The sequence below is a fragment of the Cupriavidus malaysiensis genome (assembly GCF_001854325.1).
GTDB lineage: Bacteria > Pseudomonadota > Gammaproteobacteria > Burkholderiales > Burkholderiaceae > Cupriavidus > Cupriavidus malaysiensis.
In genome coordinates this window covers 24,317-48,438 of the sequence record NZ_CP017754.1, presented here as the reverse complement: position 1 = coordinate 48,438, position 24,122 = coordinate 24,317, and the positions used below count along the sequence as shown (strand labels likewise).

Here is a 24,122-nt window from a genome sequence, read left to right as displayed (position 1 = left end):
TCACCCGCTATGCCGCGCCGTCATCGCCACGCCGCGCCAGCGCCAGCCGGTACAGCGCATCGGTCTGCGCACCGGTGATGGCGGCCGCCAGCTTGGCCGCGCGCTTGGCCGGCAGCTCGGCCAGCAGCAGATCGAGCACCCGCTGCGCCTGCGCATCCGGCGCGCCGTCCGCCGCCACCGCGGCCGCCCCTTCGACCACCAGCACGAACTCGCCCTTGGCGCGCGCCGCATCGGCCGCCAGCCAGCCCGGCGCCTCGGCCACGCTCAGCACCGGCGTTTCCTCGAACAGCTTGGTCAGCTCGCGCCCGATCAGCAGGCGGCGCGTGCCGGGCAGGCCCTCGGCCAGCGCCGCCAGCGTCTCGGCGATGCGGTGGGGCGCCTCGTAGAGGACCCAGGCATGGTCGAGCCCGGCCAGTCCGGCGATGGCCTCGGCCCGCGCGCGCGCCTTGGACGGCAGGAAGCCGACGAAGGTGAAGCGGCCCGCACCGGTATCCAGCAGGCCGCCGGCCACCGACAGCGCCGCCACCGCGGCGCTCGGGCCCGGCAGCGGCACCACGGCGTGGCCACCCGCGCGCGCCGCCTCGACCAGGCGCGCGCCGGGGTCGGAAATGCCCGGCGTGCCGGCATCGGACACGTAGGCGATGCGCTCGCCCGCCGCGAGCCGCGCGACGATGCGCCCGGCCGCCTCGCGCTCGTTGTGCTCGTGCACCGCCACCAGCGGGCGTTGCAGGCCCAGGCGGGCGAGCAGCTGCCCGGTGTTGCGGGTGTCTTCGCAGGCAATGGCATCGACCAGGCCCAGCACGTGCAGCGCCCGCAGCGACAGGTCCGCCACGTTGCCGATCGGCGTCGCCACCACGTACAGCGTGCCGGCAGGGTAGGACTGGCCGGCCGCCAGCGAGATCCAGTCACTCATCTTGGGAACTTCCTTTGCATCGCTCATCCAATACCATCGCAAGGACGCGCGGCGCCCAGGCCGAGGCCCGGGCGCTGGCGCACCTGCAGCGGCACGGTCTCGTGCTCGCCGCCCGCAATTATCGCTGCAATGGCGGCGAGATCGACTTGGTGATGCAGGAGGCGGATGGCGGGCTGGTATTCGTGGAGGTGCGCCAGCGCAGCAGCCGCGCCTTCGGCGGCGCGGCGGCCAGCGTGACGCCAGCCAAGCAGCGCCGCGTGCTGCTCGCCGCCAGCCATTTCCTGGCGGCATGGCCCGCCGTGCCGGGCTGCCGCTTCGACGTGGTGGCCATCGATGGCGCGAGGCTGGAGTGGCTGCAGGGTGCCTTCGGGCAGGAAGCCCTGGAGAGCGGCGACTGAGGCCGCCGGCGGCCGGCCGCTGCGTCATAATGCGCCTTGCCGCGGGCCACGCAGGTGGCCCCGGGTGGCGCAGGCAGCGCGGACCATAGGATAGGACAGCGCAGGACAGCACAGGACAGCAAGCAGAGCAGGCGAAGCAGGCCGGCCGGACCCCATGAGCATTGACAGCATTCACCAGCAGTTCCTGGACAGCGCGGAGACCAAGCGCCGCGCCGCGGCCGAGATGGCGCCGCACATCGAGGCCGCGATCGAGCGCGTGGTCGGCGCGCTGACCAGCGGCAACAAGATCCTCGCCTGCGGCAACGGCGGCTCGGCTGCCGACGCCCAGCATTTCGCCGCCGAGCTGGTCGGCCGCTTCGAGCGCGAACGGCCCGGCCTGGCCGCGCTGGCCCTGACCACCGACAGCTCCATCCTCACCGCGATCGGCAACGACTACGATTTCAGCGTGGTGTTCGCCAAGCAGGTCGAGGCGCTCGGCCAGCCGGGCGACATCCTGCTGGCGATCTCCACCTCCGGCAATTCGCTCAACGTGATCCGCGCCATCCAGGCTGCGCGCCAGCGCGACATGTCGGTGATCGCGCTGACCGGCAAGGGCGGAGGCGAGATCGCCGCATTGCTCGACGAATTCGACGTGCACCTGTGCGTGCCGAGCGAACGCACCGCGCGCATCCAGGAAGTGCACCTGCTCACCCTGCACTGCCTCTGCGAAGGCATCGACGAGGCCCTGCTCGGCGAAGGCTGAGCGTGCCGCACCCGCCCCCCGATCCGCATCACAGCCACAGCAAGGACCGCATGACGACGAACCCGCATCCCCAGCAAGACTCCCTGGCCAGCCGGCAGGCAGCGCGCCACGCCGTGCCCGCGGGCCTGCCGCGCCTGGCCCGCACCCTGGTCACCGTGGCGGCGCTCGCCGCGGCGGCCACCCAGCTGACCGGCTGCTTCCCCGTGCTGGCCGGCGCCATGGCCGGCGGCGTGCTGGTCGCCACCGACCGGCGGCCCACCGCCGTGCAGACCGTCGACCGCGGCCTGCAGATCGAGTCCGAAAGCACGATCAACTCGCGCTTCGGCGACCGCGCCCGCGTCAACGTGACGGTCTTCAACCGCAAGGTGCTGTTGACCGGCGAGGCCCAGAACAACGACGTCAAGCAGCAGGTCGACCAGTACGTGCGCAGCCTGCCCAATGCGCGCGAAGTGATCAACGAGATCGAGGTGGTCTCCTCCCCGTCCTTCATGACGCGCAGCGAGGACGCCTTCATCACCAGCAAGGTCAAGACCCAGCTGATGACCGCCGAGGGGGTGCCGTCCAACTCCATCAAGGTGGTGACGGAAAAGGGCGTGGTCTACCTGCTCGGCATCGTCACCAATGCCGAAGGCGACCGCGCCACCGACGTGGCGCGCAATGCGGGCGGTGTCAGCAAGGTGGTCAAGACCTTCGACTACATCAGCGAGGCCGAACGCGACCGACTCGACAAGGCCGCCAACGCGCAGAACCAGACGACGCCGGGCCAGCAGCCCGACGACGGCGTGCGCAACGGCCTCGACAACGCCCCCGCAGCGGGCGCCGCCCCGGCGGCAACGGGCTCGCCGGCCAGCGCCGCCCCCGGCGGCGCCGTGACGAGCCCCGTCACCAGCCCGGTCACCTCGCCGGTGCCGCTGCCGCCGGGCCGCAACCTGCCCTGACGTTTCCTGCCACCGCCGGCGCGCATGCCGGCGGCGGCACGGACACCCCGCCACGCACGCGGGGCGATGTGCCAGGATTGCCACGCCACGCGCGGCGGCACGCGCGACCGCATCACCCATCCGCCCCCGGAGCGACACCATGCGCAAGACCCACCTGCCGGCCGTGCCGGCGTTGCTGGCAGTGTGCGCGGCCAGCGCAGCGCTTGCCATGCCCGGCCGCGCGGCCGCCGATGACGACCGGCCGCTGCAGGCGCGCGCCTGGGCCGCGGCCTGCGCCAGTTGCCACGGCTTCGGCGGACAGCCGCCCGCGGGCAGCCCGATCCCGCCGCTGGCCGGGCGTCCGGCCGCGCGGATCGCGTCGCTGATGGCGGACTTCAAGGCGGGCCGGCGCGACGGCACCGTGATGCCGCAGATCGCCAAGGGCTACAGCGAAGCGCAGATCGCGGCCATCGCCGCCTGGTTCGCCGCGGCACGGCCGCAAGGAGACTGAGATGCGCAGACGCCGATTCCTTGCCGCCGCCGCGGCCCTCGCCGCCGGCATGCCGGCCGCGCGCGCACGATCGGCCGCGCACGCCAAGGTGGTGGTGGTGGGCGGCGGCTACGGCGGCGCCACCGCGGCGCGCTACCTGCGCGCCTGGAGCGGGGGTGCCATCGACGTGACCCTGGTCGAGCCCGACACCAGCTTCGTTTCCTGCCCGCTCTCCAACCTGGTGATCGGCGGGGCCCGCACCATGGCCGACATCACCGTGCCCTACGATGCGCTGGCCGCGCGCCACGGCGTGCGCCTGGCACGCGACCGCGCGGTGGCCATCGACGCGCAGCGGCGCCAGGTCCGCCTGGCCGGCGGCGCGCTGCTGCCCTATGACCGGCTGGTGCTGTCGCCCGGTGTCGACTTTCTCTCGGCCGAACTGCCCGGCCTGGCCGGCCCCGGCGGCGAGCACATCCTGCATGCCTGGAAGGCCGGACCGCAGACGGCGGCGCTGCGCGCGCAGCTCGAGGCCATGCGCGATGGCGGCACCTTCGTCATCGCCATCCCGCTGGCGCCCTACCGCTGCCCGCCCGGACCCTACGAGCGCGCCTGCCTGGTCGCGCACTACCTGAAGCAGCACAAGCCGCGCAGCAAGGTGCTGATCCTCGACGCCAATCCCGACGTGACCTCCAAGGGCGAGCTGTTCAAGCGTGTGTGGGCCACACAGTACGCCGGCATGGTCGAATACCGGCCGCAATACGCGGCGGTCGAGGTCGATGCCGCCACGCGCACGCTCAAGTTCGAGGTACAGGAAGACGAGCGCGCCGACGTGCTCAACCTGCTGCCGCCGCAGCGTGCCGGCGCCATCGCGGTCGCGGCGGGGCTGGCCACCGCCAACGGGCGCTGGTGCGAGGTGGACTTCCTCACCTTCGAGTCGCGCGCCGCAGCGGGCATCCACGTGCTCGGCGACGCCATCCAGATCGCACCGCTGATGCCGAAATCCGGCCACATGGCCAACCAGCACGGCAAGACCGCGGCGGCCGCCATCGTCGCCCTGCTGTCGGGACAGGCTCCGGATCCGGAGCCGCTCTACAACAACACCTGCTACAGCTTCACCAGTGCGACCGAAGCCGTGCACGTGGCCAGCGTGCACCGCTACGACGCAGCGCAACGGACCATGCTGACCGTGCCCGGCGCCGGCGGCCTGTCGGCCGCGCCGAATGTGCAGGAGGGCATCTACGCGCAGGCCTGGGCGCGCGGCATCTGGAGCGAGATGCTGGGTTAGTCCACGGCGTCATTCGAAAGGCATCGCCGCCAGGGGCGCGCCTTCTCTGACGCAATGGATTAGCCGCCCGGCATGCCGCCGCCCCTGCTGCCGCGCAGCAGGGGGTTAACGATATATGCGCATACACGCATATAGGCATATATTGGACGCCATGGAAGAACTGGACCGCGTGTTCGAGAAGGTATCGGGCTACTTCAGCCTGCTGGCGGAGCCGACCCGGCTGAAGATCCTGCACGCGCTGTGCGACGGCGAAAAACCGGTCGGCACCGTGGTCGAGACGGTGGGTTCGTCGCAGACCAATGTGTCGCGCCACCTGAACGCGATGTATCGCGCCGGCGTGCTGGCGCGCCGCAAGGAGGCCAACCTGGTCTACTACGCGATCGCCGACGAGAGCGTGGTGGCGCTGTGCCGCTCGGTGTGTGTGCAGGTGGCGAGCCAGCTCGAAGACGAGGCCCTGACGCCGACCGTGGTGGACCGCTTCATGCCCGGCCAGCCTGCGCCTTCCGCGCCTGCGCGCAAGCGCGCCGCGCGGCGCTGAGCGGCCCCGGGCAGGCCGGCACCGATCACGCATGACAAGGCACGCCGCCAGAGCGTGCCGGAGGAGACCGCCGTGCCGGACCATGCCAGGCCCGGGCGCGTGTTGCGCGCGCCGGAAGGCTTCATTCCCGCATCCCTGCAGCAGCAGATCACGCGTCACGGCCTCGACGACGCGCGGCGTGCCTTCCTGCGCCGCAGCTTCGCCGGCGCCACCGCCGCGGCGGTCGCCGCGGCGGGGCTGGCGCGCGGCGCGCACGCCGCCGGGAACACCGAGGCGGCCGCCACCCCCGGCGAGGGCGACCCCGCCATCCTGACCCCGCAACCCTGGGCCACCTCGCTCGGCCAGCCGGTCGCGGCGCGTCCCTATGGCCAGCCTTCGCAGTACGAGCAGAACCTGGTCCGGCGCGAATCTCCCGGGCTGACCCGCGTCGCGGCCGCCTCGGTCGCCTTCGCACCGCTGCAGGGCCTGTTCGGCATCATCACCCCCAACGGTCTGCACTTCGAGCGGCACCACCAGGGCTGGCAGGACATCGATCCGGCGCGCCACCGCCTGATGGTCAACGGGCTGGTGCGCGAAGCGCGCGTCTACACCATGGACGACCTGATGCGCCTGCCCGCGGTATCGCGCATCCACTTCATCGAGTGCGGCGCCAATACCGGCATGGAATGGGGCAATGTGGCCGTGCCCACGGTGCAGTACACGCACGGCATGCTGTCCTGCTGCGAGTTCACCGGCGTGCCGCTCAAGGTGCTGCTCGAGGACGCAGGCGCGGACCTGCGCCGCGGGCGCTACCTGCTGGCCGAGGGTGGCGACGGCTCGTCGATGACGCGCACCATCCCGATGGAACTGGCCGACGAGATCCTGGTGGCCTGGGGCATGAACGGCGAGATGCTGCGCCCCGAGAACGGCTATCCGCTGCGCCTGGTGGTGCCGGGCGTGCAGGGCGTGTCCTGGGTCAAGTGGCTGCGCCGGCTCAAGCTGGGCGACCAGCCCTGGAATACCAAGGACGAGACGGTGCACTACGTCGACATGATGCCCGACGGCATGCAGCGCCAGTACACCTCGATCCAGGAATGCAAGTCGGTGATCACCACGCCATCGGGTGGCCAGGTGCTGGTCGGGCGGGGCTTCTACAACGTCAGCGGACTGGCCTGGTCGGGGCGCGGGCGCATCCGCCGCGTGGACGTCTCCACCGATGGCGGCCGCAACTGGCGCACGGCGCGGCTGGAGACGCCCGTGCTGTCGAAATGCCTGACACGCTTCAACCTGGACTGGGTCTGGGACGGCGGGCCCGCCATCCTGCAGAGCCGCGCCATCGACGAGACCGGCTATGTGCAGCCGAAGATGGCGCAACTGCGCGCGGTGCGCGGCAAGCGTTCGATCTACCACAACAACGCCATCCAGAGCTGGCAGGTGGCGCCCGGCGGCGAGGTGTCCAATGTCCAGGTGGATTGAGCGCGGCGCACGGCATGCGCCGGCCCTGGCCGTGCCGGGGATGCCTCTCGTGCGCATCGCGCTCGTCTCGCTCGTTGCCATGGCCGCAACCGGGCCGGCGCTCGCGGCGGCAGCCACGGATGCAACGGCGGGGGCCCGCACAGCGCTGGGCCGCGCCGCCACCCCCGCCGAGGTGCGCGCCTGGGATATCGACGTGCGCGGCGATTTCCAGGGCCTGCCGCGCGGGCAGGGCAGCGTGGCGCAGGGCCAGCAGGTATGGGACGGCAAGTGCGCTGCCTGCCACGGCGAATTCGGCGAATCCAACGACGTCTTCTCGCCGCTGGTAGGCGGCACCAGTGCGGACGATATCCGCAGCGGCCGCGTGGCAGCGTTGACCGGCAACCAGCCCTACCGCACCACGCTGATGAAGGTCAGCACCGTCAGCACGCTGTGGGACTACATCCGCCGCGCCATGCCGTGGAACGCGCCGAAGAGCCTGTCGACCGACGAGGTCTACGCGGTGACCGCCTACCTGCTCAACCTGGGCGACATCGTGCCGGCCGACTTCGTGCTGAGCGACACCAGCATCGCCGAGGCGCAGCAACGCATGCCGAATCGCAACGGCATGACCACGGCCCACGGCATGTGGCCGGGACGCGGGCGCCCGGACACGCACAACACGGCCTGCATGCGCGACTGCCAGGCCTCGGTGACGCTGCTGTCGTCGCTGCCCGACTACGCGCGCGATGCCCACGGAGACCTGGCGCGCCAGCAGCGCGGGTTCGGCCCGACGCGCGGCCTGCATACGGCACCGGCCGGCGCCAGCGCGGCGATGGCCGGTGCTGTCGATGGCACCGCGCCTGCCGCGCCGGCTTCACCAGTCGATGCCCTGGCGAGCCGCTACCAGTGCGTGGCCTGCCACGCCGCCGGACACAAGCTGGTCGGACCGTCGTTCGCCGACATCGCGCGCCGCTACCACGGCCAGGACGCGGCGGCCACGCTGGCGCGCAAGGTGAGGGATGGAGGACAGGGCGCCTGGGGCAGCCTGCCCATGCCGCCGCAGGCGCAGGTGCCCGAAGCCGACCTGCAGGCGCTGGTGGGGTGGATTCTTCAGGCAAAATAGCGCACTGGCCGCCATTGCGCCCCCGCGGCGGCCGGTGCTGCCGCGCCGCAAGGGGCAAGGCAGGATCCGCGCGGCCCCACCCGCCGTTCCCACGGCCATTAGAAAATCTCGGAGCACAAGAGAATGAAGCAGTTTGTCATCGCCACGCTGATGCTGGCAGCCGCCGCGTCGGCGCACGCCGTCGATGCCGCCAAGGCGCAGGAGATCGCCAATAAGAACGCCTGCATGGGCTGCCACCAGGTCGACAAGAAGCTGGTCGGCCCCGCCTTCAAGGATGTTGCCGCCAAGTACAAGGGCGACAAGAATGCCGAGGCCGCGCTGATCAAGAAGGTCAAGGGCGGCGGCTCCGGCGTCTGGGGCCCGATCCCGATGCCGGCCAACGCCGGCGTCAGCGATGCCGACGTGAAGACCGTGGTGGAGTGGGTGCTGGCGGGCGCCCCGGCCAAGTAAGGCAAGTCCGGCGGCGGCCCGTGCGGGGCGCCGCCGGCGCGGGATCCGGCGCCATGCCGGTTCCCGCGCGACCAGACGATGCGACGAGACCGCGTAACAAGCCTACGTGGCAAGTCCGCGCCACAAGTCCATGGGATAACGCGGCACGACAATCGAGCATGAACAGGCCGCGCAGCCATCCCGGGCGGCGGCGGAGCCCGGAACGGGCGGGAGCGGAGACGCAGGAGAAAACCTCAATGAATGTGAAACGACGAGACATGCTGCGCATGACGGCGGTGCTGTCGCTGATGGCGGCCACCGGCCTGATCAGCGAAGCGCAGGCCGCCGAGTGGAACAAGGTCGCCTTCGACGGCAAGAGCGTCGCCGACGTGATCAAGGCCCTGGGCGGCAGCGGCACCGAGAAGAGCACGGCCATCGTGTTCACCGCGCCCGACATCGCCGAGAACGGCGCCGTGGTGCCGGTGGCGGTGACCAGCAATATCCCCGGCACCGAGCAGATCGCCATCCTGGTGGAAAAGAACCCGAACACGCTGGCGGCCGACTTCGCCATCCCCGCCGGCACCGAGCCCTTCGTCTCCACGCGCGTGAAGATGGGCCAGACCTCGGTGGTGGTCGCGGCAGTCAAGGCGGGCGGCAAGTGGTATGTGGCGTCCAAGGAAATCAAGGTGACGCTGGGCGGCTGCGGCGGCTGACGCCGGCGCCCGCGACCGTCATCCCAGGCAGGCGGAGCCGCCTGGATTCAGCCGTAACAGGAGAGCAGCATGGCAGACCCGATGCGCGTACGCGCCACCGAGAACGGTGGCGTCGTCGACGTCAAGATCCTGATGAAGCACGACATGGAGACCGGCCAGCGCAAGGACGCGTCCGGCAAGACCATCCCGGCCTGGCATATCCAGACCGTGGTGGCGCAGTGCAATGGCAAGGAAGTGTTCCGCGCCCAGTTCGGGCCGGCGGTGTCGAAGGACCCGTTCCTGAACTTCAAGTTCAAGGGCGGCAACAAGGGCGACAAGGTCACCGTGACCTGGGTCGACAACCACAACGACAGCCGTACCGACTCGGCCACCATTTCCTGATCCGGCCGGGCCCGGCGGCATGCCGGCGGGATTCGGCGCCGTCTGCTAAGGTTCAGTTCCTGCCGGCCATCCGGTCCCGCGCCGTCGCGCGGGGGAGTCGGTGTGAAAGGAACAGCATGCGGCGAGCATTCATGCGAGCAACGGCGGCCCTGGCCGCCATCGGCCTGGCGGCCAAGGCCTCGGCCCAGGCCGGCCCGGAAGGACGCAAGGGCGGGCGGGTCAAGGTGGTCTACCAGTTGTCGGAAGGCATCGACCAGGCGGTGCGCGCCATGGCCAACCTGCGCAACCACCTGAACGGCGCGCCCGGCACCAAGATCGTGGTGGTGGCCTTCGGCTACGGGGTGGACTTCCTCGTCGAAGGCGCGCGCGACGCGCGCGGCAATACCTTCGAGGCGCCGGTGAGCGCGCTGGCCTCGGACGGCGTCGAGTTCCGCGTCTGCCACAACACGCTGGCGGCGCGCAGGATCTCGGAAACGAGCCTGCTGATGGAGGCCAAGGTGGTGCCGGCCGGCGTGGTGGAAGTGGCGCGCCTGCAGTTCGACGAAGGCTACGCTTATATCAAGCCCTGAGCCATCGAGCCTGGCGGCAGGGAAGAACGGACAAGAACGCAGCGGCGTGCCAGCCGGCGCGACCGCGAGGAGAAGCCCCATGAAACACATCCGAGCCTCGCTGCTGCCGGCGGCAGCGCTCGCCGCCGCGGCGGCGGCCGTGCTGGCGGCCGGCGCCGCGCGTGCGCAGGACAACACCGCCGCGGAAATCGCCAAGTACCGCCAGATGCTGGCCGAGGGCAACCCCGCCGAACTGTGGGAGGCCGCCGGCGAGGAACTGTGGAAGAAGCCCGCCGGCCCCAGGAACGTCTCGCTGGAACAGTGCGACCTGGGCAAGGGGCCGGGTGTGGTCAAGGGTGCCTATGCGGAGCTGCCGCGCTTCTTCCCCGACACCGGCAAGGTGATGGACCTGGAGCAGCGCCTGGCCTACTGCCGCGTGACGCTGCAGGGCCTGACACGCGACGAGGCCATGCGCAATCCCTTCTCGGCGCCGGGCAAGTCGTCCGACATCGAGCGGCTGGTGGCCTATATCACCTCCGAATCGCGCGGCCTGCCGATGAACGTGCAGCTCAAGCACCCGGAAGAGAAGCGGGTCTACGCACTCGGGCAGAAGATGTTCTTCTACCGCGGCGGCGCCTATGACTTCGCCTGTGCCACCTGCCATGCCGTCGACGGCCAGCGCATCCGGCTGCAGGACCTGCCCAACCTGCTGACGCAGAAGGGCGCCCAGGCCGCCTACACCACGTGGCCGGCCTACCGGGTATCGCAGGGCGAGGTACGCACCATGCAGCACCGTCTCTACGACTGCCTGCGCCAGCAGCGCTTCCCCGAGCCCGCCTACGGCTCTGATGTGATCACCGCGCTGTCGCTGTTCCTGGCGCGCAACGCCAACGGCGGCGCCTACGACGGCCCGTCGATGAAACGCTGAGGCAGGGGAGACGCGAGATGAAGCCATATCAGACCCACCGCGCGGCATTCGCCGCCGCCATCGTGGCCGCCGCCTGCCTGGGCACGGCCGCGCACGCGCAGGACAGCGGCAAGGCCGCACGCGCGCCCGCCGTCAGCGACGCCGACATGCGGCACCTGATAGAACAGTCGTTCAGCTCCAAGGGACCGGCCACGGTGGCCGGCGTGCTGGAGCAGGACACCATGCAGCAGGCCTGCAGCCAGTATCCGGACCGCAGCAAGGTGCCGGAAAAGGTGGCCAGGAAAATCGAGGCCGCCGAGCTGAAGCAGGTCAAGTACCCGGCCGACAAGACCTGGCTGGGTGACTGGAAGGAAGGCGAAAAGGTCGCGCAGAACGGCCGCGGCATGCAGTTCAGCGACCCGGTCGGCGGCACCAATGGCGGCAACTGCTACGCCTGCCACCAGCTGACCAGGGCCGAGATCTCCTTCGGCAACATCGGGCCCTCGCTGTACCAGTATGGCAAGCTGCGCGGCAATTCGGAGGCGGTGCTCAAGTACACCTGGGGCAAGATCTGGGATTCCAGCGCCTACGCCGCCTGCTCCAACATGCCGCGCTTCGGCCACCATGGCATCCTGACCGAGCAGCAGATCCGCGACGTGATGGCGTTGCTGCTGGACCCGGCCTCGCCGGTCAACCAATAAGGCGATGACGGCCATGCCCACCCCCGTCGCCAAGCGCCCGCCGTCGCCGCGCGCGGCGGGTTTGCGCCGCGCGCTCGCCGGCGGCGCCGCGGCGCTGGCGCTGCTGCAGGCCGGCGCGGCACTGGCGCTCGAGGTCGGCGACACCGTGCGCCTGCCGGCGCTGCAGTTGCTGGACGGCCGCACCGTGCCCGCCTCGCAGTGGGCCGGCAAGCCCGTGGTGATCGAGGTGTGGGCCTCCTGGTGCCCGTTCTGCGCGCTGCAGAATCCCCGCCTGCAGAAGCTCTACGACGCGACCCGCGGCACGCCGCTGCAGGTACTGGCGATCAGCATCGACAAGACGCCGGCCGAAGCGGCCGCCTACCTGAAGAAGCACGGCTACACCTTCCCCGCGGCACTCGAGACGCCGGCGCTGCGCGCCGTCGTCGGGCCGCGCAAGGGCCTGCCCGAGCTCTACGTGCTCGATGCGCACGGGCGCGTGGTGCAGAAGGAGGTGGGCGAAATGCTGGACGACGACGTGGCGGCGCTGGCCAGGTACGCGCGGCCCTGAGGCCGCTCCCCTTCCGGTGGCCTGCCGCGCGCTGGGCACGGCGGGCCGGCCCGGCGGCACAAGAAGACGGCAACACGACAACACAACGACACGACAGGACCGCGTGCGCACTGCGCAGCGGCACGACATGCGCTGCCGCGCCCGGCTTGGTCCGGACGCGGCGGCCCTGGTACAGGAAGAGACGATGAACCGACGCGAGTTCCTGCAGGTGCTGGCCGTGGCCGGCGCCGCCGGCATGACCTTTCCCGCGCGCGAGGCCGAGGCCGCGCAGCAACTGCGCGATCTCTACGCGCTGCCGCGCTTCGGCAACGTCCACCTGCTGCACTTCACCGACTGCCACGCCCAGCTGCGCCCGGTCCATTTCCGCGAGCCGGACGTCAATCTCGGTATCGGCGACTACGCCGGCAAGCCGCCGCACCTGGTCGGCGCGGCCATGCTGCGCCACTACGGCATCGCGCCCGGCAGCGCGCAGGCCTACGCCTTCACCTGTCTCGACTTCGCGCAGGCCGCGCGGCGCTACGGCAAGGTCGGCGGCTTCGCCCACCTGGCCACGCTGGTCAAGCAACTCAAGGCCGGGCGTCCCGGCGCGCTGCTGCTCGACGGCGGCGATACCTGGCAGGGCTCGGCCACGGCCCTGTGGACGCGCGGGCAGGACATGGTCGAGGCGGCGCTGGCGCTGGGCGTCGACGTGATGACGCCGCACTGGGAAATGACGCTCGGCGCCGAGCGCGTCAAGGAGATCGTCGAAGGCGACTTCAAGGGCAAGGTGTCGTTCCTCGCGCAGAACATCAAGACCAACGACTTCGGCGACCCGGTCTTCGATGCCTACGTGATGCGCGAGATCAACGGCGTGCCGGTCGCCATCATCGGCCAGGCCTTCCCCTATACGCCGATCGCCAACCCGCGCTACCTGGTGCCCGACTGGACCTTCGGCATCCAGGAAGAGAACCTGCAGCAGGTCATCGACGAAGCGCGCGCCAAGGGCGCCGCCGCCGTGGTGCTGCTGTCGCACAACGGCATGGACGTCGACCTGAAGCTGGCCTCGCGCGTACGCGGCCTCGACGCCATCCTCGGCGGCCATACGCACGACGGCGTGCCGGCGCCGGTGCAGGTCAAGAACCCGGGCGGCGTCACCCTGGTCACCAATGCCGGCTCCAACGGCAAGTTCCTGGGCGTGCTCGACTTCGACGTGCAGGGCAAGCGCGTACGGGATTTCCGCTACCGCCTGCTGCCGGTCTTCTCCGATGCGCTGCCGGCCGATCCCGCCATGGAAGCCCTGATCGGCAAGCTGCGCGCGCCCTACGAAGCGAAGCTGGGCGAAGTGCTGGCGATCAACCGCGGCCTGCTGTACCGGCGCGGCAATTTCAACGGCACCTTCGACCAGCTGATCCTGGACGGCCTGATGCAGATGCAGGATGCCCAGATCGCCTTCTCGCCGGGCTTCCGCTGGGGCACCAGCCTGCTGCCCGGCGAGGCCATCACGATGGAACACCTGATGGACCAGACCGCCATCACCTACCCCTACACCACGGTGACACCGATGAGCGGGGAGACCATCAAGACCATCCTGGAAGACGTGGCCGACAACCTGTTCAACCCCGACCCCTACTACCAGCAAGGCGGCGACATGGTGCGCGTGGGCGGCCTGCAGTACGCCATCGAGCCCAATGCGCCGATGGGCAAGCGCATCCGCGACATGCGCCTCGATGGCCGGCCGCTCGAGGCCGGCAAGACCTACAAGGTGGCGGGCTGGGCGCCGGTGGCCGAGGAAGCGCGCCAGGCCGGCGGCCGCCCGGTCTGGGACGTGATGGCCGACTGGCTGCGCGGCCAGCGCGAGGTCGATGCCCGCCCGCTCAACGTGCCGCGCGTGCTCGGCATGGACGGCAACCCCGGCATGGCGGCCTGAGCGCGTGCCGTCGCATGCCGGCGGCGGCCGGCTTGAATGCTGTCGGAAACTTGCGCTACAATCCTTCGCTACGGGCCGATAGCTCAGCTGGGAGAGCGCTGCGTTCGCAATGCAGAGGTCGGGAGTTCGATCCTCCTTCGGTCCACCAGGATTTCCTTCAACGCCCCGGAACACGCTGTGTTCCGGGGCGTTGTCGTTTCTGCCGGCAGGCCCGGCGGCATTCGGGCGGCATGCGCCCGCTGCGCAGCGCAGATGGCCGCGCGCGCGACCATCCCCACGCACGCTCTCCCACCGCCGCGACGGCGAAGGCCCGGCAAGACCCGTGACCGCCTCATGGCCGATCCTCTCCCGCCTCGATATCGCTCGCCCAACGCTGCGCCCAGGCATTGAGCGGCAGCATCAGCTCCAGCAGTTCGACGCAGCGCGCCGTCAGCACATAGACCGAGCCATCGTGGTCGAGCCGTTGCGCGGCGCGCGGCGGCCCCGGCGATGCCCGCTGGCTGCCCGAGGAAGCCGACCTGATCCGCTTGTGTGACGCGCTGCATCGCGACTGCGATGTGGACGACGCGCTGTGGGCGCGCCTGCGTACCCGCTACAGCGAGGAGGCCATGCTGGCGTTGCTGATGCTGGCCGGTTCCTATCGCACCGTCAGCTACCTGACCAATGCCCTGCGCTTGCCGCTGGAGGCCGGCGCACGACGCTTTCCGCACAGCATGCCGGCAGGGAATTGAGCGGCGCCCGGCCCGGTTTGCATCCGCTCGTACGGCGCATTTCCATGGTCTCTGCAAAAACCTGAGCATGGGGGCTTCACAATCGCAAAAGGTCGCGTTACAATCGCGCCCCTCGCGACGCAAAACGCAACACAGCGCGAAACGCGTCGATGACCTGGTTCCTGTCCCCTTCGTCTAGAGGCCTAGGACATCACCCTTTCACGGTGAGTACAGGGGTTCGAATCCCCTAGGGGACGCCAAATCCGCGCGGGCCGCCAACAGGCGGTTTGCGCGTGGCGGCGGTGGCGAGAGCCACCGCGCCAGGGAGTGGTAGTTCAGTTGGTTAGAATACCGGCCTGTCACGCCGGGGGTCGCGGGTTCGAGCCCCGTCCACTCCGCCAGCACCAGAAGCCCGCCGATGGCAACATCGGCGGGCTTTTTTCTTTGTCGCGCCTCTTTGTCGCGCCTCTTTGTCGCGCAGCACTCGCTGCATTCTGCTGCATCGCGATGCCCCCAACCGCCGTATACCCCGCCCGCCGCACCGCCACCCCGCATCCAGGCAGGCTGTGGATAGATGCCCCGCCAGGCTGGGGATAAGCCGCTGGACAAGTTGTGCCCCGCCTGGGGGCGCCTTGTGGGGCGTATACGGAGAACTCCCCACGTATACCTGCCGCCCTTCCGTATCCGCAAGACTTATCAGCGTTTACCCGCCTTTGCTCCTAGCACTTATCGATCACTCAAGTCATTGAATTGAAACAAAAAAGGTGGCTTATCCACGGCAATGGGTGCCGTTTACCTACTACTACTATTTTTGTATACGTAAACAATATTGAAACCAGACGAGAGATCGTTGCCGTATACGCCGGCGCAGGCAGGATCTGTCTTACTGCGGCCCGCTCGCGCGGGGAGCGCGGCGGCGTATACGTTCAGCGTCCTGGCTTCGTTCTGGCCCGCGCATCGCCGCCGGTTTACGCGATGTACTGCTGCCGGACGTTTACCCCGGTTTACTTCGGCACCTTGAAGGCCTTGCGCGCCCGCCGAACCGCCTCGCCGGCGGCACAGCCCTCCTGGTGATCGTTGACCAGCCCCATCGCTTGCATCAGCGCGTACATGGTGGTGGGCCCGACGAAGCGCCAGCCGCGCCGCTTCAGGTCCTTGGACAGGGCGGTGGCCTCGGGCGAGGTGGTCATGGCACGCAGCACCTCTGGAGTGAGCCGGTCCGGGCGGCTGGCCGGGTCTGGCTCGAAACGCCAGAAATATGCAGCCAGCGAGGATTCGCTTTCCAGCAGCTCGCGCGCACGCTGGGCATTGTTGATGGCCGCCTCGATCTTGCCGCGGTGGCGCACGATGCCGGCGTCGCCCAGCAAGCGCTGGATGTCGCGCTCGCCGAAGCGGGCCATCTTGTCGATGTCGAAATTGGCGAAGGCGCGGCGGAAGGCCTCGCGCTTGCGCAGGATGGTCAGCCAGCTCAGGCCGGCCTGGAAGCCTTCCAGGCACAGCTTCTCGAACAGCCGGCGGTCGTCGTCCACGGGGAAGCCCCATTCGTGGTCGTGGTAGTGGCAGTAGTCCTCTAGGGTTCCGCACCAGCCGCAGCGTTGCGGTGCCGGTGGGGTCTTGTCCTGGTTCATGGTCGCTCGTCTCCTGGCAGGCCTTCCATGGTAGCCGCAGGCAGCGGCGCAGGCATCACCGGCCGCGCCGCGATCATGCCAAGGACCGCGCCAGGAATCGCGGCAACAAAAAAGCCAGCGCATGGCTGGCTTTGGGCAAAGGCCGGGGCGCGGGCGTTCAGGCCAGCGGCTTGCCGGTGCGGTCGTGCATGAAGAGCAGCGCGATGAAGCTGGCGATGGCGGCCGCGATCACGTAGAAGGCGGGGGCCAGCTTGTTGCCGCTGGACTCGATCAGCCACGTCACGATCAGCGGGGCGAAGCCGCCGAAGATGGTGACCGCGAAGTTGTAAGCCAGCGACAGGCCGGTGGAGCGCACCTCGGTCGGGAACTGCTCGGCCAGCACCGCCGGCGCGGGACCGGTGAAGGCTGCCAGCAGCACGCCCAGCACGACCTGTACCTGCAGCAGGGTCTGCGAGGTCGGGCTCAGGTTGAGCCAGTGGAACAGCGGGTAGGCGAGCACGCCGATCGCCAGCGCCACCACGCCCAGCATGCGCTTGCGGCCGATGCGGTCGGACAGGGTACCCATCACCGGGCACAGCACCAGGATGATGGCGCCGCACAGGGCGGTCGAGTTGAAGGTCGCGCCCAGCGGCAGGCCCAGCTGCTGCTTGGCGTAGGACGGCATGTAGAACACCAGCACATAGGTGCAGACCGTCCACAGGATGGTCACGCCCAGCCCGGCCACGACCTCGCGCGGATGGTCGCGCAGCACCTGCGACAGCGGCGAGAACTTGACCTTGGCGGCCTGGCGCTCGGCGCGCTGCTGCTGGAAGGCGGGCGGCTCTTCCAGGTGGGAGCGGATGTACATGCCGACCGGACCGATCAGCAGGCCGAACAGGAAGGGGATACGCCAGCCCCAGGCATCTACCTGTGCCGGCTCCAGGCCATTGATGACCAGCGCGCCCATGGCCGCGCCCAGCATGAAGGAGATGCCCTGGCTGGCCTGCTGCCAGCTGGCGTAGAGGCCGCGCTTGGCATCGGGCGAATTCTCGATCAGGAAGGCGGTCGCGCCGCCGACCTCGCCGCCGGCGGAGAAGCCCTGGATCAGGCGGGCCAGCACGATCAGCGCCGGGGCCCACATGCCGATCTGGTCATAGGTGGGTGCCAGGCCGATGATGGCCGTGCCCAGCGCCATCAGCAGGATGGTCAGGGTCAGCGCAGCCTTGCGGCCGACGCGGTCGGCGTAGACGCCCAGCACGATGGCGCCGACCGGCCGCATGAAGAAGCCCACGCCGAAGGTCGCCACGGTCAGCAGGAAGGAGGTCAGGTCATTGCCGGTGGGAAAGAACAGCTTGGCGATGATGACGGCGAAGAAGCTGTAGACGGTGAAATCGAACCACTCCAGGCCGTTGCCGATGGTGGCCGCCAGGATGGCCTTGCGCCGATGGGCGGGCGAGACTTGTTGGGTTGGGTAGGCAGTGCCTTGCATGATGTTGTTGTGGTGTGCTGCGATGAAGAAAACCAGGGGCCTCGCGGCCACCTGCCTGGAATATTAAGCGATCCGGCGCAGCCGTCACATGGCGGGAGCGGCGCGGACGGCTTCGGCCGGCGGGCAGGTGCGGTGCGGGGTGCGAGGCCAGGGGCGAGGTCGGGAAGCCGGGCCGTCTCAGCCGGCGCGGTGGCGCGACGGCGCCGCGGGCGGCACTTCGCGCCGGCGCCCGTCCTCGGCGGCGGGGCGCCGGCGGCTTGTCCAAAGGCGCAGGCCTGAAAGCAGCCAGCCCGCCACGAACAGCGTGTCGCCCGCATGGTTGAGCAGCGCGGACAGCGTGCTGCCGCCGAGCGCAGCCAGCAGGTCGGCCGGCAGCCGCGCGATGGTCCACAGCGCCACCGCAGGCAGGCTGGCGAACAGTCCCGGCTGCCACCAATGCGCCAGGGGCAACTTGAGCCAGGGTGGGGTCCGCTTCGCCACGTTGTTCTCCTGCCGGCGCGCCGGGCGCCGTATCGGCCGCCGCAGCAGGCGGCCCTGACTGCATCATAGGCCGATTGCGCCAGCCGCGCAGCGGGGCCGGGCCGCGGCCTGGTGCGGCACCGGACGTGATGCGGAGGCGCCACGTCCGCCGCCACCGCACCGTGCGCGCGGCGACGGCGCAGGGGCGCTGGCGGCAGCTTGCGCCAATCGATTCAAAATTATTGAGCGAGGTGTCCGTATCGCTTGACCGTGCGATCTGCTCTTCTTTGCCAAACTTGTATGCAGCCACACAAAGCATTTGAAGAGAAGATTCCAAGGACAGACGCCATGCTTCCCTCGCTTTACCTCTCGCACGGTTCTCCCATGCTGGCGCTCGACCCCGGCCCGACCGGCGCGGCATTCGACGCCCTCGGCGACCAGCTGCGCCGCTCGCCGCCGTGCGCCGTGCTGGTCATCTCGGCGCACTGGATCTACAGCACGCTGGCGGTCAGCACGCGCGAGCGCCAGGAAGCGTGGCACGACTTCGGCGGCTTCCCGCGCGAGCTCTACGCGCTGCGCTACGATGCGCCCGGCGCGCCGGCACTGGCCGCGCGTGTCAAGGAACTGGTGGAAGCGGCGGCGATTCCGGGCGCGGCTTTCGTCGCCGAGGACGAGGACCGTCCGCTCGACCACGGTGCCTGGCTGCCGCTGCGCCACCTGTTTCCCGCTGCCGACGTGCCGGTCGTGCAACTGGCGCTGAATCCCTACCTGCCGCCCGCCACGCAGATCGAGATCGGCCGCGCACTGGCGCCGCTGCGCGACGAGGGCGTGCTGGTGATCGGCTCGGGCAGCTTCACCCACAACCTGCAGGATGTGTTCGGCAGCGGCGGCCACCGCACGCAGCACGGTCCGGCGCCGGAGCCCTATGTCGAGGCCTTCCGCGGCTGGATGCTGGAGGCGCTCGATGAAACGCTGGCCACCGGCGACACCGCGCGGCTGGCCGACTACCGGGCGCAGGCGCCGTACGCGCGCCGTGCCCACCCGACCGACGAGCACCTGCTGCCCTTCTACGTGGCGCTGGGCGCCGCGCTGGGCCCGCGCGATGCGTCCGCGGGCGCATCCGCCCACGTCCAGGCTGCGCGCGTGGCCGACGAGGTCACCTACGGCGTGCTCGCCATGGACAGCTTCGTCTTCGACGGCCTGGGCACGCCGCAACGGCAGCCCGCAGCAGCCTGATTCCCGGCTGCTGGCTACCTAGCGTTCGCCTCGCAGCAGGTAGGGGCGGGCGACGCGCACGCCGGCCAGGGCGATCCAGCCCATGGTCAGCGCGACCACGGCCAGGCCGTGGCGCAGGCTGGCGAGATGCGCCACGCCGCCGATCAGGACCGGCCCGAGCAGCAGGCCGGTGTAGGCGAAGCGCGCCACCCGTGCGATGGCCTCGGCGGGCGCCACGCCCGGCAGCTGCGAGGCGGCCATGAAGAAGATCGGCACCATGTTCGCGGTGCCCAGTCCCATCAGCGTGAAGCCGAGCAGGGCGCACGCCGGTGACGGCAGCAGCAGGGCCAGCCCGATGCCGCCGAAGGCCAGCCAGGCGCTGGCGCGCAGCGTGGCCGGGTCCGACCAGCGCGCCCGCAGCCAGTCGCCACCGAAGCGTCCGCAGGCCATGCCGGCCGAGAAGGCGGCGTAGCCGAAGCCGGACCAGTCGGCCGGCGCCGCCGCGACCTCGCGCATGTAGACGCTGGTCCAGTCATACATGGCGCCCTCGCCGATCAGGCCCAGGAAGGCCATCAGACCCAGCAGCCACAACACACGGCCGGTGTGGTGGTGACCGGCCTGCGCCGGCGCCACCGGATGGTCGTCCAGCAGCCGCGGCGCGGCGCACAGCGAGGTGGCCGCGGTCATCAGCGCGATCAGGGCGGCGTGCGCAAGCGGCGGCACGCCCAGCGACAGCATCAGCCCGCCGAAGGACGCCCCCGCCATGCCGCCCAGGCTGAACATGCCGTGCAGGCGCGACATGATGGGACGGCTGCGGCTGGCTTCCACCGTGGCCGCCTGCGCGTTCATGGCGACGTCGAAGGCGGCATTGGCCATGCCGAAGGCCAGCAGTGCCGGCACCAGCAGCAGGAAATCCGGCATGGCCAGCAGCAGGGCGGTGGCGAGGGCATAGGCCGCACCGCTGGCCAGCGAGGCGCGCGCGCTGCCCACGCGCGCCACCCAGCGGCCGACCGGCCCCATTGCCGCGATCGCGCCGCCGGCCACCGCCAGCATGGCCAGCGACAGCGCGGCATCGGACAGGCCGAAGCGGGCCTTGATGGTAGGGATATGGACGCCCCAGGTGGCGAAGGTGGCGCCGTTGACGAAGAACAGCGCCATGGTGGCGTAGGCGGCGTGTTCCACCCGCCGGGTGGCGGCCATGGCAGGCATGGCGGCGGGCACCGGGCCCGCGGGAAGTTCCGGCAAGGGCCGGCTGTGATGTGGATCGGACATGCGGATGGCGGCGGCGCATGCGTGGCGCGCCGGACCGTTCCGGCGCGCCGCCTGCGCGAGACCCGCATGGTCGCACAGCCGCGTGACGCGCGTGCGCCGCGCCCGCGGCCGCTGGCGGCTCAGGCTCAGGCCGGTGCCGCACCGGTGCGCAGCAGGCCGCGCTGCTGCAGCGCGAAGGCGAAGGCGGCCAGCGCCGCCAGCGCCAATGCCACCATCAGCCACAGCATCAGCCAGTAGCCACCGGCGGCGCGCCACAGCAGGGCGCCGAACCAGGGCGCTGCGGCCTGCATCAGCAGCACCGGCGTCATCATCAGGCCGTTGAGCGTGGCGTAGTGATGGCGCGAGATCAGTTCCGGCATGGCCATCGCGCGCAGCATGGTGTTGACGCCGTTGGCGCAGCCGTAGATGACGGCGGCCAGCATCAGCCAGCCGCCCGCGCCCAGGGCGAAGCCCAGCAGGCCGAGCGCCATCACCGCGTAGACAGGCATCGACAGGCGCACCGGATGACTGACCGGCAGGCGCATCATCACGGTGCGGCCCACCACCTGGGCCGGCCCGATCAGCGCGGCCACCATCAGCTGCTGCGGCAACGGCATGCCCTTCTCGGTCAGCATCGGGATCAGGTGGGCCCCCAGCAGGGAGGCGATCACGGCGGTCGCCGTGAAGGCCGCCACCACGGCCCAGAATACCGGCTGGCGCAGCGTGGCGCGGGCGATGCCGGCACCCGCTGCGCCTTCCGGCAACGGCGAGGCGGGGGCGGCATAGCTCGGGTGGATGGCATAGCGCAGGCGCGCGTGCAGCGGGGCGCAGACCAGCAGGTTGAGGGCGGCGAAGACCAGCAGGGTCGGCTGCCAGCCGAGATGCAGCACCAGCCATTGCGCCAGCGGCACGAAGATCGTGCTGGAGAAGCCGGCGATCAGCGTGAGGCTGAGGATGGGTTTCTGGTAGCCGTCGCCGAAGGCCTGGCGCAGCACCAGGAAGGCCGGCTCATACAGCGTGCTCGACATCGCCAGGCCGAGCGGCAGCCAGGTCAGCAGGAAGGCGGCCGGCGACGGCGACCAGGCCCACAGCAGCATGCCGGCGCCGGCCAGCAGCGAGCCCGCGCACATCACGCGGCGTGCCGGCACGCGGTCCAGCAGGCGCCCCACGGCGAAGGAGCACAGGGCCCAGACCAGCAGGCCCAGCGAGAAGCCGCCGGCGAGGAAGGGCTTGGAATAGCCCAGGGCCTGGCTCATCGGCCCGATGAAGACGGTGAAACTGAAGTACAGCGTGCCCCAGGAAATCACCTCGGTGATGCCGAGGGCCCAGACCAGCTTGCGCAGGGCGCTGCCACTATGGTCGGCTGGTGCGGCATGCCGGCCGGAAGGTGTGTGGTGTTCTTGTTGTGTCATGGTGCGCGCGGGCACGCGGACGCTGGCCGGTGGCCGGCGGCGCGGGCTTCCTCGCTGGAGTGCGGGTGTCGGGAAGCGGGCGCGCGCGGGGATGGCTCGGGGGACCCGCTGCGGCGGCCTGCCAGCGTCGATTGTAGCGGCGGTGCGCGTTGGCTGGCGGCGATTGTGGCGTGCACGGCACGGGGTGCCGCCGCCTTCCGGTGGCGCGTGTCAGGCGCCCATGCCGTCCGGCTTCGCCCCGGGCGGCTGCGCCGGACCCTTGAGTTCCACCACATTGCCGTCGGGATCGCGCACGTAGAGGGAGAATCCGAGGCCTTCCGCGCCGTAGCGCATCTCGGGGGGGCCCGGCTCGATACCGAGCCCGCGCAGCCACGCCGACAGGCTGGCACTGTCGAACGGGTCGATGCGCAGGCAGAAGTGATCCAGGTTGCGGCCCTGCGCGCCGGGTCCGGCGCCGCCGGCGCGCCCGAGGGGGCCGTCCAGCGCGACCAGGTCGATCAGGGCGCGGCCGGCGCGCAGCTGGGTCAGGCCGAGCGCGGCCTGCTCGCGCTCGACGGTGCAGCCGAGCACGCCGACGTAGAAACGCAGCATCGCCGGCACGTCGGCGCTGCGCAGAACCAGGTGGTCGATGCCGAGGATGCGGAACATGGCGGTCTCGCGGTGGCCCCTGTCATCCTACCAGCCTACGAGGCGCGGCAGCCGGCGTCGAGCGTCCCGGCAGGCCCCCCGGGGGCGCCTCAGAGGTCCGGGATCAGCCGCTTGCCGAGGCTGACCGCCTCGTCCTGCGCATAGCCCAGGCTGTCGTAGAAGCCGAGCACCGCGTCGTTGCCCTTGCGTACCAGCAGGTTGATCTTGGGGCAGCCGCGCTCGACCAGCAATTGCTCGGCGCGCGCCATCAGTGCGCGGCCCCAGCCCAGGCGCTGCTGGGCCGGGTCGACCGCCAGGTAGTAGACCCAGCCGCGGTGTCCGTCGAAACCCACCATGGCCGAGGCCACCGGGCGGCCGCCGTCCTCGCCGACCAGGAACAGCTCGGGCTGCTCGGTCAGCTTGCGCGCGATGTCCTTCTTCGGGTCGTTCCAGGGGCGGGTCAGGCCGCAGGCCTGCCACAGGGCGATGATGTCGGCCTCGTCGGCGGGCCGGTAGGAGCGGATCAGCATGGTGCGGTGCAGCGAGTCGGGGCTCGCCAAAGTCGGGATATTGACAGTGTCGCGGTGCGCTTGGTGACACAATGCCCGAAGCCCGACAGGCTGACAACAAGGCGGCCAGGCCGTCACAAGAAACAGGAGACCCCATGAGCACCAACGAAGCCGGCCACGGCGCCGCCGCCGCGCGCGCCACCTTCCACCACATGGAGCAGGGCACCCGCGAGGACTGGGCCGCCATCTCCGCCGAGTTCATGCCCTACGCCCAGGCCCTGCCCGAACGCGTGCTGGCCCACCTGCGCCTGCTCGACGGCGACTTCGGCGGCTTCCCCGTCGATCGCCTGACGCACTCGCTGCAGACGGCCACGCTGGCCCACCGCGACGGGCGCGACGAGGAGTACGTGGTCTGCGCGCTGCTGCACGATATCGGCGACACGCTGGGCAGCTACAACCACCCTGACATCGCGGCGGCCATCCTCAAGCCCTTCGTCAGCCCGGAGAACCTGTGGATGGTGGAGAAGCACGGCGTGTTCCAGGGCTACTACTTCTTCCATCACCTCGGCCTGGACCGCAACCTGCGCGAGCAGTTCCGCGACCAGCCCGAACTGTTCGCGCGCACCGCCGAGTTCTGCCAGAAGTACGACGCGGCCGCCTTCATGACCGACTACGACACGCTGCCGCTGTCCTTCTTCGAGCCGATGGTGCGGCGCGTGCTCGCGCGTCCGCGCAATTCGATGTACGTGAAGCCGGGCGAGGACAAGCTGGCCAGCGCGGCCTGACCCGGGCCGGTGCGGCGGCACCACCGCACGCCGGAATAAGAAAAGGGGCGCGAATCGCGCCCCTTGGTCATGCCGTCATGCGGCCG

Annotated in this window: 27 protein-coding genes and 3 tRNA genes; 22 read left to right on the top strand and 8 right to left on the bottom strand. The window is 70.4% G+C overall.

Going from position 1 to position 24,122, the window contains the following annotated elements; translation table 11 throughout:
- Positions 1–7: 7 nt before the first annotated feature.
- Positions 8–913 carry a 16S rRNA (cytidine(1402)-2'-O)-methyltransferase gene (gene rsmI / locus BKK80_RS00255; protein WP_071010263.1) on the bottom strand — a complete coding sequence of 302 codons (906 nt, stop codon included), beginning with the start codon at positions 911–913 and terminating at the stop codon, positions 8–10.
- Positions 914–927: 14 nt separating this feature from the next.
- On the opposite strand from rsmI, the gene BKK80_RS00250 reads away from it, so the two are divergent.
- The 20 genes from BKK80_RS00250 (at position 928) to BKK80_RS00155 (ending at position 15,083) form a co-directional block, all read left to right on the top strand.
- Positions 928–1,311 carry a YraN family protein gene (locus tag BKK80_RS00250; RefSeq protein ID WP_071010261.1) on the top strand — a complete coding sequence of 128 codons (384 nt, stop codon included), beginning with the start codon at positions 928–930 and terminating at the stop codon, positions 1,309–1,311.
- A 154-nt stretch (positions 1,312–1,465) separates the two neighbouring features.
- Entirely contained in the window at positions 1,466–2,053 is a 588-nt protein-coding gene (locus tag BKK80_RS00245; protein ID WP_071010259.1) for a phosphoheptose isomerase, read from the top strand.
- A 50-nt stretch (positions 2,054–2,103) separates the two neighbouring features.
- Positions 2,104–2,991 (top strand): BON domain-containing protein, encoded by an 888-nt coding sequence (locus tag BKK80_RS00240; protein ID WP_071010257.1) that lies wholly within the window; start codon positions 2,104–2,106, stop codon positions 2,989–2,991.
- Positions 2,992–3,130: 139 nt separating this feature from the next.
- A complete protein-coding gene (locus tag BKK80_RS00235) occupies positions 3,131–3,481 on the top strand; it encodes a c-type cytochrome (protein ID WP_071068398.1) in 351 nt (116 codons plus the stop codon).
- A gap of 1 nt (position 3,482) precedes the next feature.
- Complete coding sequence (locus BKK80_RS00230; protein ID WP_071068397.1) at positions 3,483–4,745, top strand: NAD(P)/FAD-dependent oxidoreductase; 1,263 nt, start codon at positions 3,483–3,485, stop codon at positions 4,743–4,745.
- A gap of 115 nt (positions 4,746–4,860) precedes the next feature.
- Positions 4,861–5,283, top strand: a complete 423-nt coding sequence (locus BKK80_RS00225; RefSeq protein ID WP_071010251.1) for an ArsR/SmtB family transcription factor — start codon at positions 4,861–4,863, stop codon at positions 5,281–5,283.
- A gap of 72 nt (positions 5,284–5,355) precedes the next feature.
- Positions 5,356–6,738 (top strand): sulfite dehydrogenase, encoded by a 1,383-nt coding sequence (gene soxC / locus BKK80_RS00220; protein ID WP_071010249.1) that lies wholly within the window; start codon positions 5,356–5,358, stop codon positions 6,736–6,738.
- Positions 6,739–6,778: 40 nt separating this feature from the next.
- Positions 6,779–7,840 carry a c-type cytochrome gene (locus tag BKK80_RS00215; RefSeq protein ID WP_157903254.1) on the top strand — a complete coding sequence of 354 codons (1,062 nt, stop codon included), beginning with the start codon at positions 6,779–6,781 and terminating at the stop codon, positions 7,838–7,840.
- 123 nt (positions 7,841–7,963) lie between these two features.
- Positions 7,964–8,290 carry a c-type cytochrome gene (locus tag BKK80_RS00210; protein WP_071010247.1) on the top strand — a complete coding sequence of 109 codons (327 nt, stop codon included), beginning with the start codon at positions 7,964–7,966 and terminating at the stop codon, positions 8,288–8,290.
- Between the two features lie 236 nt (positions 8,291–8,526).
- Positions 8,527–8,982, top strand: coding sequence for a thiosulfate oxidation carrier protein SoxY (gene soxY / locus BKK80_RS00205; RefSeq protein ID WP_071010245.1), 456 nt, complete (start codon positions 8,527–8,529; stop codon positions 8,980–8,982).
- Between the two features lie 69 nt (positions 8,983–9,051).
- Positions 9,052–9,363, top strand: coding sequence for a thiosulfate oxidation carrier complex protein SoxZ (soxZ, locus tag BKK80_RS00200; protein ID WP_071010244.1), 312 nt, complete (start codon positions 9,052–9,054; stop codon positions 9,361–9,363).
- A 116-nt stretch (positions 9,364–9,479) separates the two neighbouring features.
- Positions 9,480–9,932: a DsrE family protein gene (locus BKK80_RS00195; protein WP_071010242.1), complete on the top strand. Its 453-nt coding sequence runs from the start codon at positions 9,480–9,482 to the stop codon at positions 9,930–9,932.
- A 79-nt stretch (positions 9,933–10,011) separates the two neighbouring features.
- Positions 10,012–10,839, top strand: coding sequence for a sulfur oxidation c-type cytochrome SoxA (soxA, locus tag BKK80_RS00190; protein WP_071010241.1), 828 nt, complete (start codon positions 10,012–10,014; stop codon positions 10,837–10,839).
- A 17-nt stretch (positions 10,840–10,856) separates the two neighbouring features.
- Positions 10,857–11,519: a sulfur oxidation c-type cytochrome SoxX gene (gene soxX, locus BKK80_RS00185; protein WP_071068396.1), complete on the top strand. Its 663-nt coding sequence runs from the start codon at positions 10,857–10,859 to the stop codon at positions 11,517–11,519.
- 13 nt (positions 11,520–11,532) lie between these two features.
- Positions 11,533–12,066, top strand: coding sequence for a TlpA disulfide reductase family protein (locus BKK80_RS00180; RefSeq protein WP_083383861.1), 534 nt, complete (start codon positions 11,533–11,535; stop codon positions 12,064–12,066).
- Positions 12,067–12,250: 184 nt separating this feature from the next.
- Complete coding sequence (gene soxB, locus BKK80_RS00175) at positions 12,251–13,972, top strand: thiosulfohydrolase SoxB (protein ID WP_071010236.1); 1,722 nt, start codon at positions 12,251–12,253, stop codon at positions 13,970–13,972.
- A gap of 72 nt (positions 13,973–14,044) precedes the next feature.
- Positions 14,045–14,120 (top strand) — tRNA-Ala (locus BKK80_RS00170).
- A 379-nt stretch (positions 14,121–14,499) separates the two neighbouring features.
- Positions 14,500–14,703 carry a carboxymuconolactone decarboxylase family protein gene (locus BKK80_RS00165; RefSeq protein ID WP_083383860.1) on the top strand — a complete coding sequence of 68 codons (204 nt, stop codon included), beginning with the start codon at positions 14,500–14,502 and terminating at the stop codon, positions 14,701–14,703.
- 163 nt (positions 14,704–14,866) lie between these two features.
- Positions 14,867–14,942: transfer RNA gene (locus tag BKK80_RS00160), tRNA-Glu, on the top strand.
- 64 nt (positions 14,943–15,006) lie between these two features.
- A tRNA-Asp gene (locus BKK80_RS00155) sits at positions 15,007–15,083 on the top strand.
- Positions 15,084–15,686: 603 nt separating this feature from the next.
- On the opposite strand, the gene BKK80_RS00150 is transcribed toward BKK80_RS00155, so the two are convergent.
- The 3 genes from BKK80_RS00150 to BKK80_RS00140 form a co-directional block, all read right to left on the bottom strand.
- Positions 15,687–16,310 carry a DNA-3-methyladenine glycosylase I gene (locus BKK80_RS00150; RefSeq protein ID WP_071010231.1) on the bottom strand — a complete coding sequence of 208 codons (624 nt, stop codon included), beginning with the start codon at positions 16,308–16,310 and terminating at the stop codon, positions 15,687–15,689.
- A gap of 157 nt (positions 16,311–16,467) precedes the next feature.
- A complete protein-coding gene (locus tag BKK80_RS00145) occupies positions 16,468–17,778 on the bottom strand; it encodes an MFS transporter (RefSeq protein ID WP_071015876.1) in 1,311 nt (436 codons plus the stop codon).
- A gap of 177 nt (positions 17,779–17,955) precedes the next feature.
- The gene (locus BKK80_RS00140) at positions 17,956–18,258 is read right to left on the bottom strand and encodes a hypothetical protein (protein WP_071037779.1); all 303 of its coding nucleotides are present in this window, start codon (positions 18,256–18,258) and stop codon (positions 17,956–17,958) included.
- A gap of 327 nt (positions 18,259–18,585) precedes the next feature.
- Here BKK80_RS00140 and BKK80_RS00135 point away from each other — a divergent pair, with 327 nt between their 5' ends.
- Positions 18,586–19,473, top strand: a complete 888-nt coding sequence (locus tag BKK80_RS00135; RefSeq protein WP_071010227.1) for a DODA-type extradiol aromatic ring-opening family dioxygenase — start codon at positions 18,586–18,588, stop codon at positions 19,471–19,473.
- 18 nt (positions 19,474–19,491) lie between these two features.
- Here BKK80_RS00135 and BKK80_RS00130 read toward each other — a convergent pair whose 3' ends face one another.
- The 4 genes from BKK80_RS00130 to BKK80_RS00115 form a co-directional block, all read right to left on the bottom strand.
- On the bottom strand, positions 19,492–20,661 hold the full coding sequence (locus BKK80_RS00130) for an MFS transporter (RefSeq protein ID WP_071010225.1): 1,170 nt from the start codon (positions 20,659–20,661) through the stop codon (positions 19,492–19,494).
- Positions 20,662–20,849: 188 nt separating this feature from the next.
- Positions 20,850–22,115: an MFS transporter gene (locus tag BKK80_RS00125; protein ID WP_071070581.1), complete on the bottom strand. Its 1,266-nt coding sequence runs from the start codon at positions 22,113–22,115 to the stop codon at positions 20,850–20,852.
- Positions 22,116–22,325: 210 nt separating this feature from the next.
- Entirely contained in the window at positions 22,326–22,763 is a 438-nt protein-coding gene (locus tag BKK80_RS00120; RefSeq protein ID WP_071068395.1) for a VOC family protein, read from the bottom strand.
- Positions 22,764–22,852: 89 nt separating this feature from the next.
- Positions 22,853–23,272: a GNAT family acetyltransferase gene (locus BKK80_RS00115; RefSeq protein ID WP_071010221.1), complete on the bottom strand. Its 420-nt coding sequence runs from the start codon at positions 23,270–23,272 to the stop codon at positions 22,853–22,855.
- 134 nt (positions 23,273–23,406) lie between these two features.
- On the opposite strand from BKK80_RS00115, the gene BKK80_RS00110 reads away from it, so the two are divergent.
- Entirely contained in the window at positions 23,407–24,036 is a 630-nt protein-coding gene (locus BKK80_RS00110) for an HD domain-containing protein (protein ID WP_071068394.1), read from the top strand.
- Positions 24,037–24,122 lie beyond the last annotated feature (86 nt).

Coding starts and splice junctions, on each gene's coding strand:
- rsmI (WP_071010263.1), bottom strand. CDS start 913: ATGAGTGACTGGATCTCGCTGGCGGCCGGCCAGTCCTACCCTGCCGGC.
- BKK80_RS00245 (WP_071010259.1), top strand. CDS start 1,466: ATGAGCATTGACAGCATTCACCAGCAGTTCCTGGACAGCGCGGAGACC.
- BKK80_RS00240 (WP_071010257.1), top strand. CDS start 2,104: ATGACGACGAACCCGCATCCCCAGCAAGACTCCCTGGCCAGCCGGCAG.
- BKK80_RS00235 (WP_071068398.1), top strand. CDS start 3,131: ATGCGCAAGACCCACCTGCCGGCCGTGCCGGCGTTGCTGGCAGTGTGC.
- BKK80_RS00230 (WP_071068397.1), top strand. CDS start 3,483: ATGCGCAGACGCCGATTCCTTGCCGCCGCCGCGGCCCTCGCCGCCGGC.
- BKK80_RS00225 (WP_071010251.1), top strand. CDS start 4,861: ATGCGCATACACGCATATAGGCATATATTGGACGCCATGGAAGAACTG.
- BKK80_RS00215 (WP_157903254.1), top strand. CDS start 6,779: ATGCCTCTCGTGCGCATCGCGCTCGTCTCGCTCGTTGCCATGGCCGCA.
- BKK80_RS00210 (WP_071010247.1), top strand. CDS start 7,964: ATGAAGCAGTTTGTCATCGCCACGCTGATGCTGGCAGCCGCCGCGTCG.
- soxY (WP_071010245.1), top strand. CDS start 8,527: ATGAATGTGAAACGACGAGACATGCTGCGCATGACGGCGGTGCTGTCG.
- soxZ (WP_071010244.1), top strand. CDS start 9,052: ATGGCAGACCCGATGCGCGTACGCGCCACCGAGAACGGTGGCGTCGTC.
- BKK80_RS00195 (WP_071010242.1), top strand. CDS start 9,480: ATGCGGCGAGCATTCATGCGAGCAACGGCGGCCCTGGCCGCCATCGGC.
- soxA (WP_071010241.1), top strand. CDS start 10,012: ATGAAACACATCCGAGCCTCGCTGCTGCCGGCGGCAGCGCTCGCCGCC.
- soxX (WP_071068396.1), top strand. CDS start 10,857: ATGAAGCCATATCAGACCCACCGCGCGGCATTCGCCGCCGCCATCGTG.
- BKK80_RS00180 (WP_083383861.1), top strand. CDS start 11,533: ATGCCCACCCCCGTCGCCAAGCGCCCGCCGTCGCCGCGCGCGGCGGGT.
- soxB (WP_071010236.1), top strand. CDS start 12,251: ATGAACCGACGCGAGTTCCTGCAGGTGCTGGCCGTGGCCGGCGCCGCC.
- BKK80_RS00150 (WP_071010231.1), bottom strand. CDS start 16,310: ATGAACCAGGACAAGACCCCACCGGCACCGCAACGCTGCGGCTGGTGC.
- BKK80_RS00145 (WP_071015876.1), bottom strand. CDS start 17,778: ATGCAAGGCACTGCCTACCCAACCCAACAAGTCTCGCCCGCCCATCGG.
- BKK80_RS00135 (WP_071010227.1), top strand. CDS start 18,586: ATGCTTCCCTCGCTTTACCTCTCGCACGGTTCTCCCATGCTGGCGCTC.
- BKK80_RS00130 (WP_071010225.1), bottom strand. CDS start 20,661: ATGCCTGCCATGGCCGCCACCCGGCGGGTGGAACACGCCGCCTACGCC.
- BKK80_RS00125 (WP_071070581.1), bottom strand. CDS start 22,115: ATGACACAACAAGAACACCACACACCTTCCGGCCGGCATGCCGCACCA.
- BKK80_RS00120 (WP_071068395.1), bottom strand. CDS start 22,763: ATGTTCCGCATCCTCGGCATCGACCACCTGGTTCTGCGCAGCGCCGAC.
- BKK80_RS00115 (WP_071010221.1), bottom strand. CDS start 23,272: ATGCTGATCCGCTCCTACCGGCCCGCCGACGAGGCCGACATCATCGCC.
- BKK80_RS00110 (WP_071068394.1), top strand. CDS start 23,407: ATGAGCACCAACGAAGCCGGCCACGGCGCCGCCGCCGCGCGCGCCACC.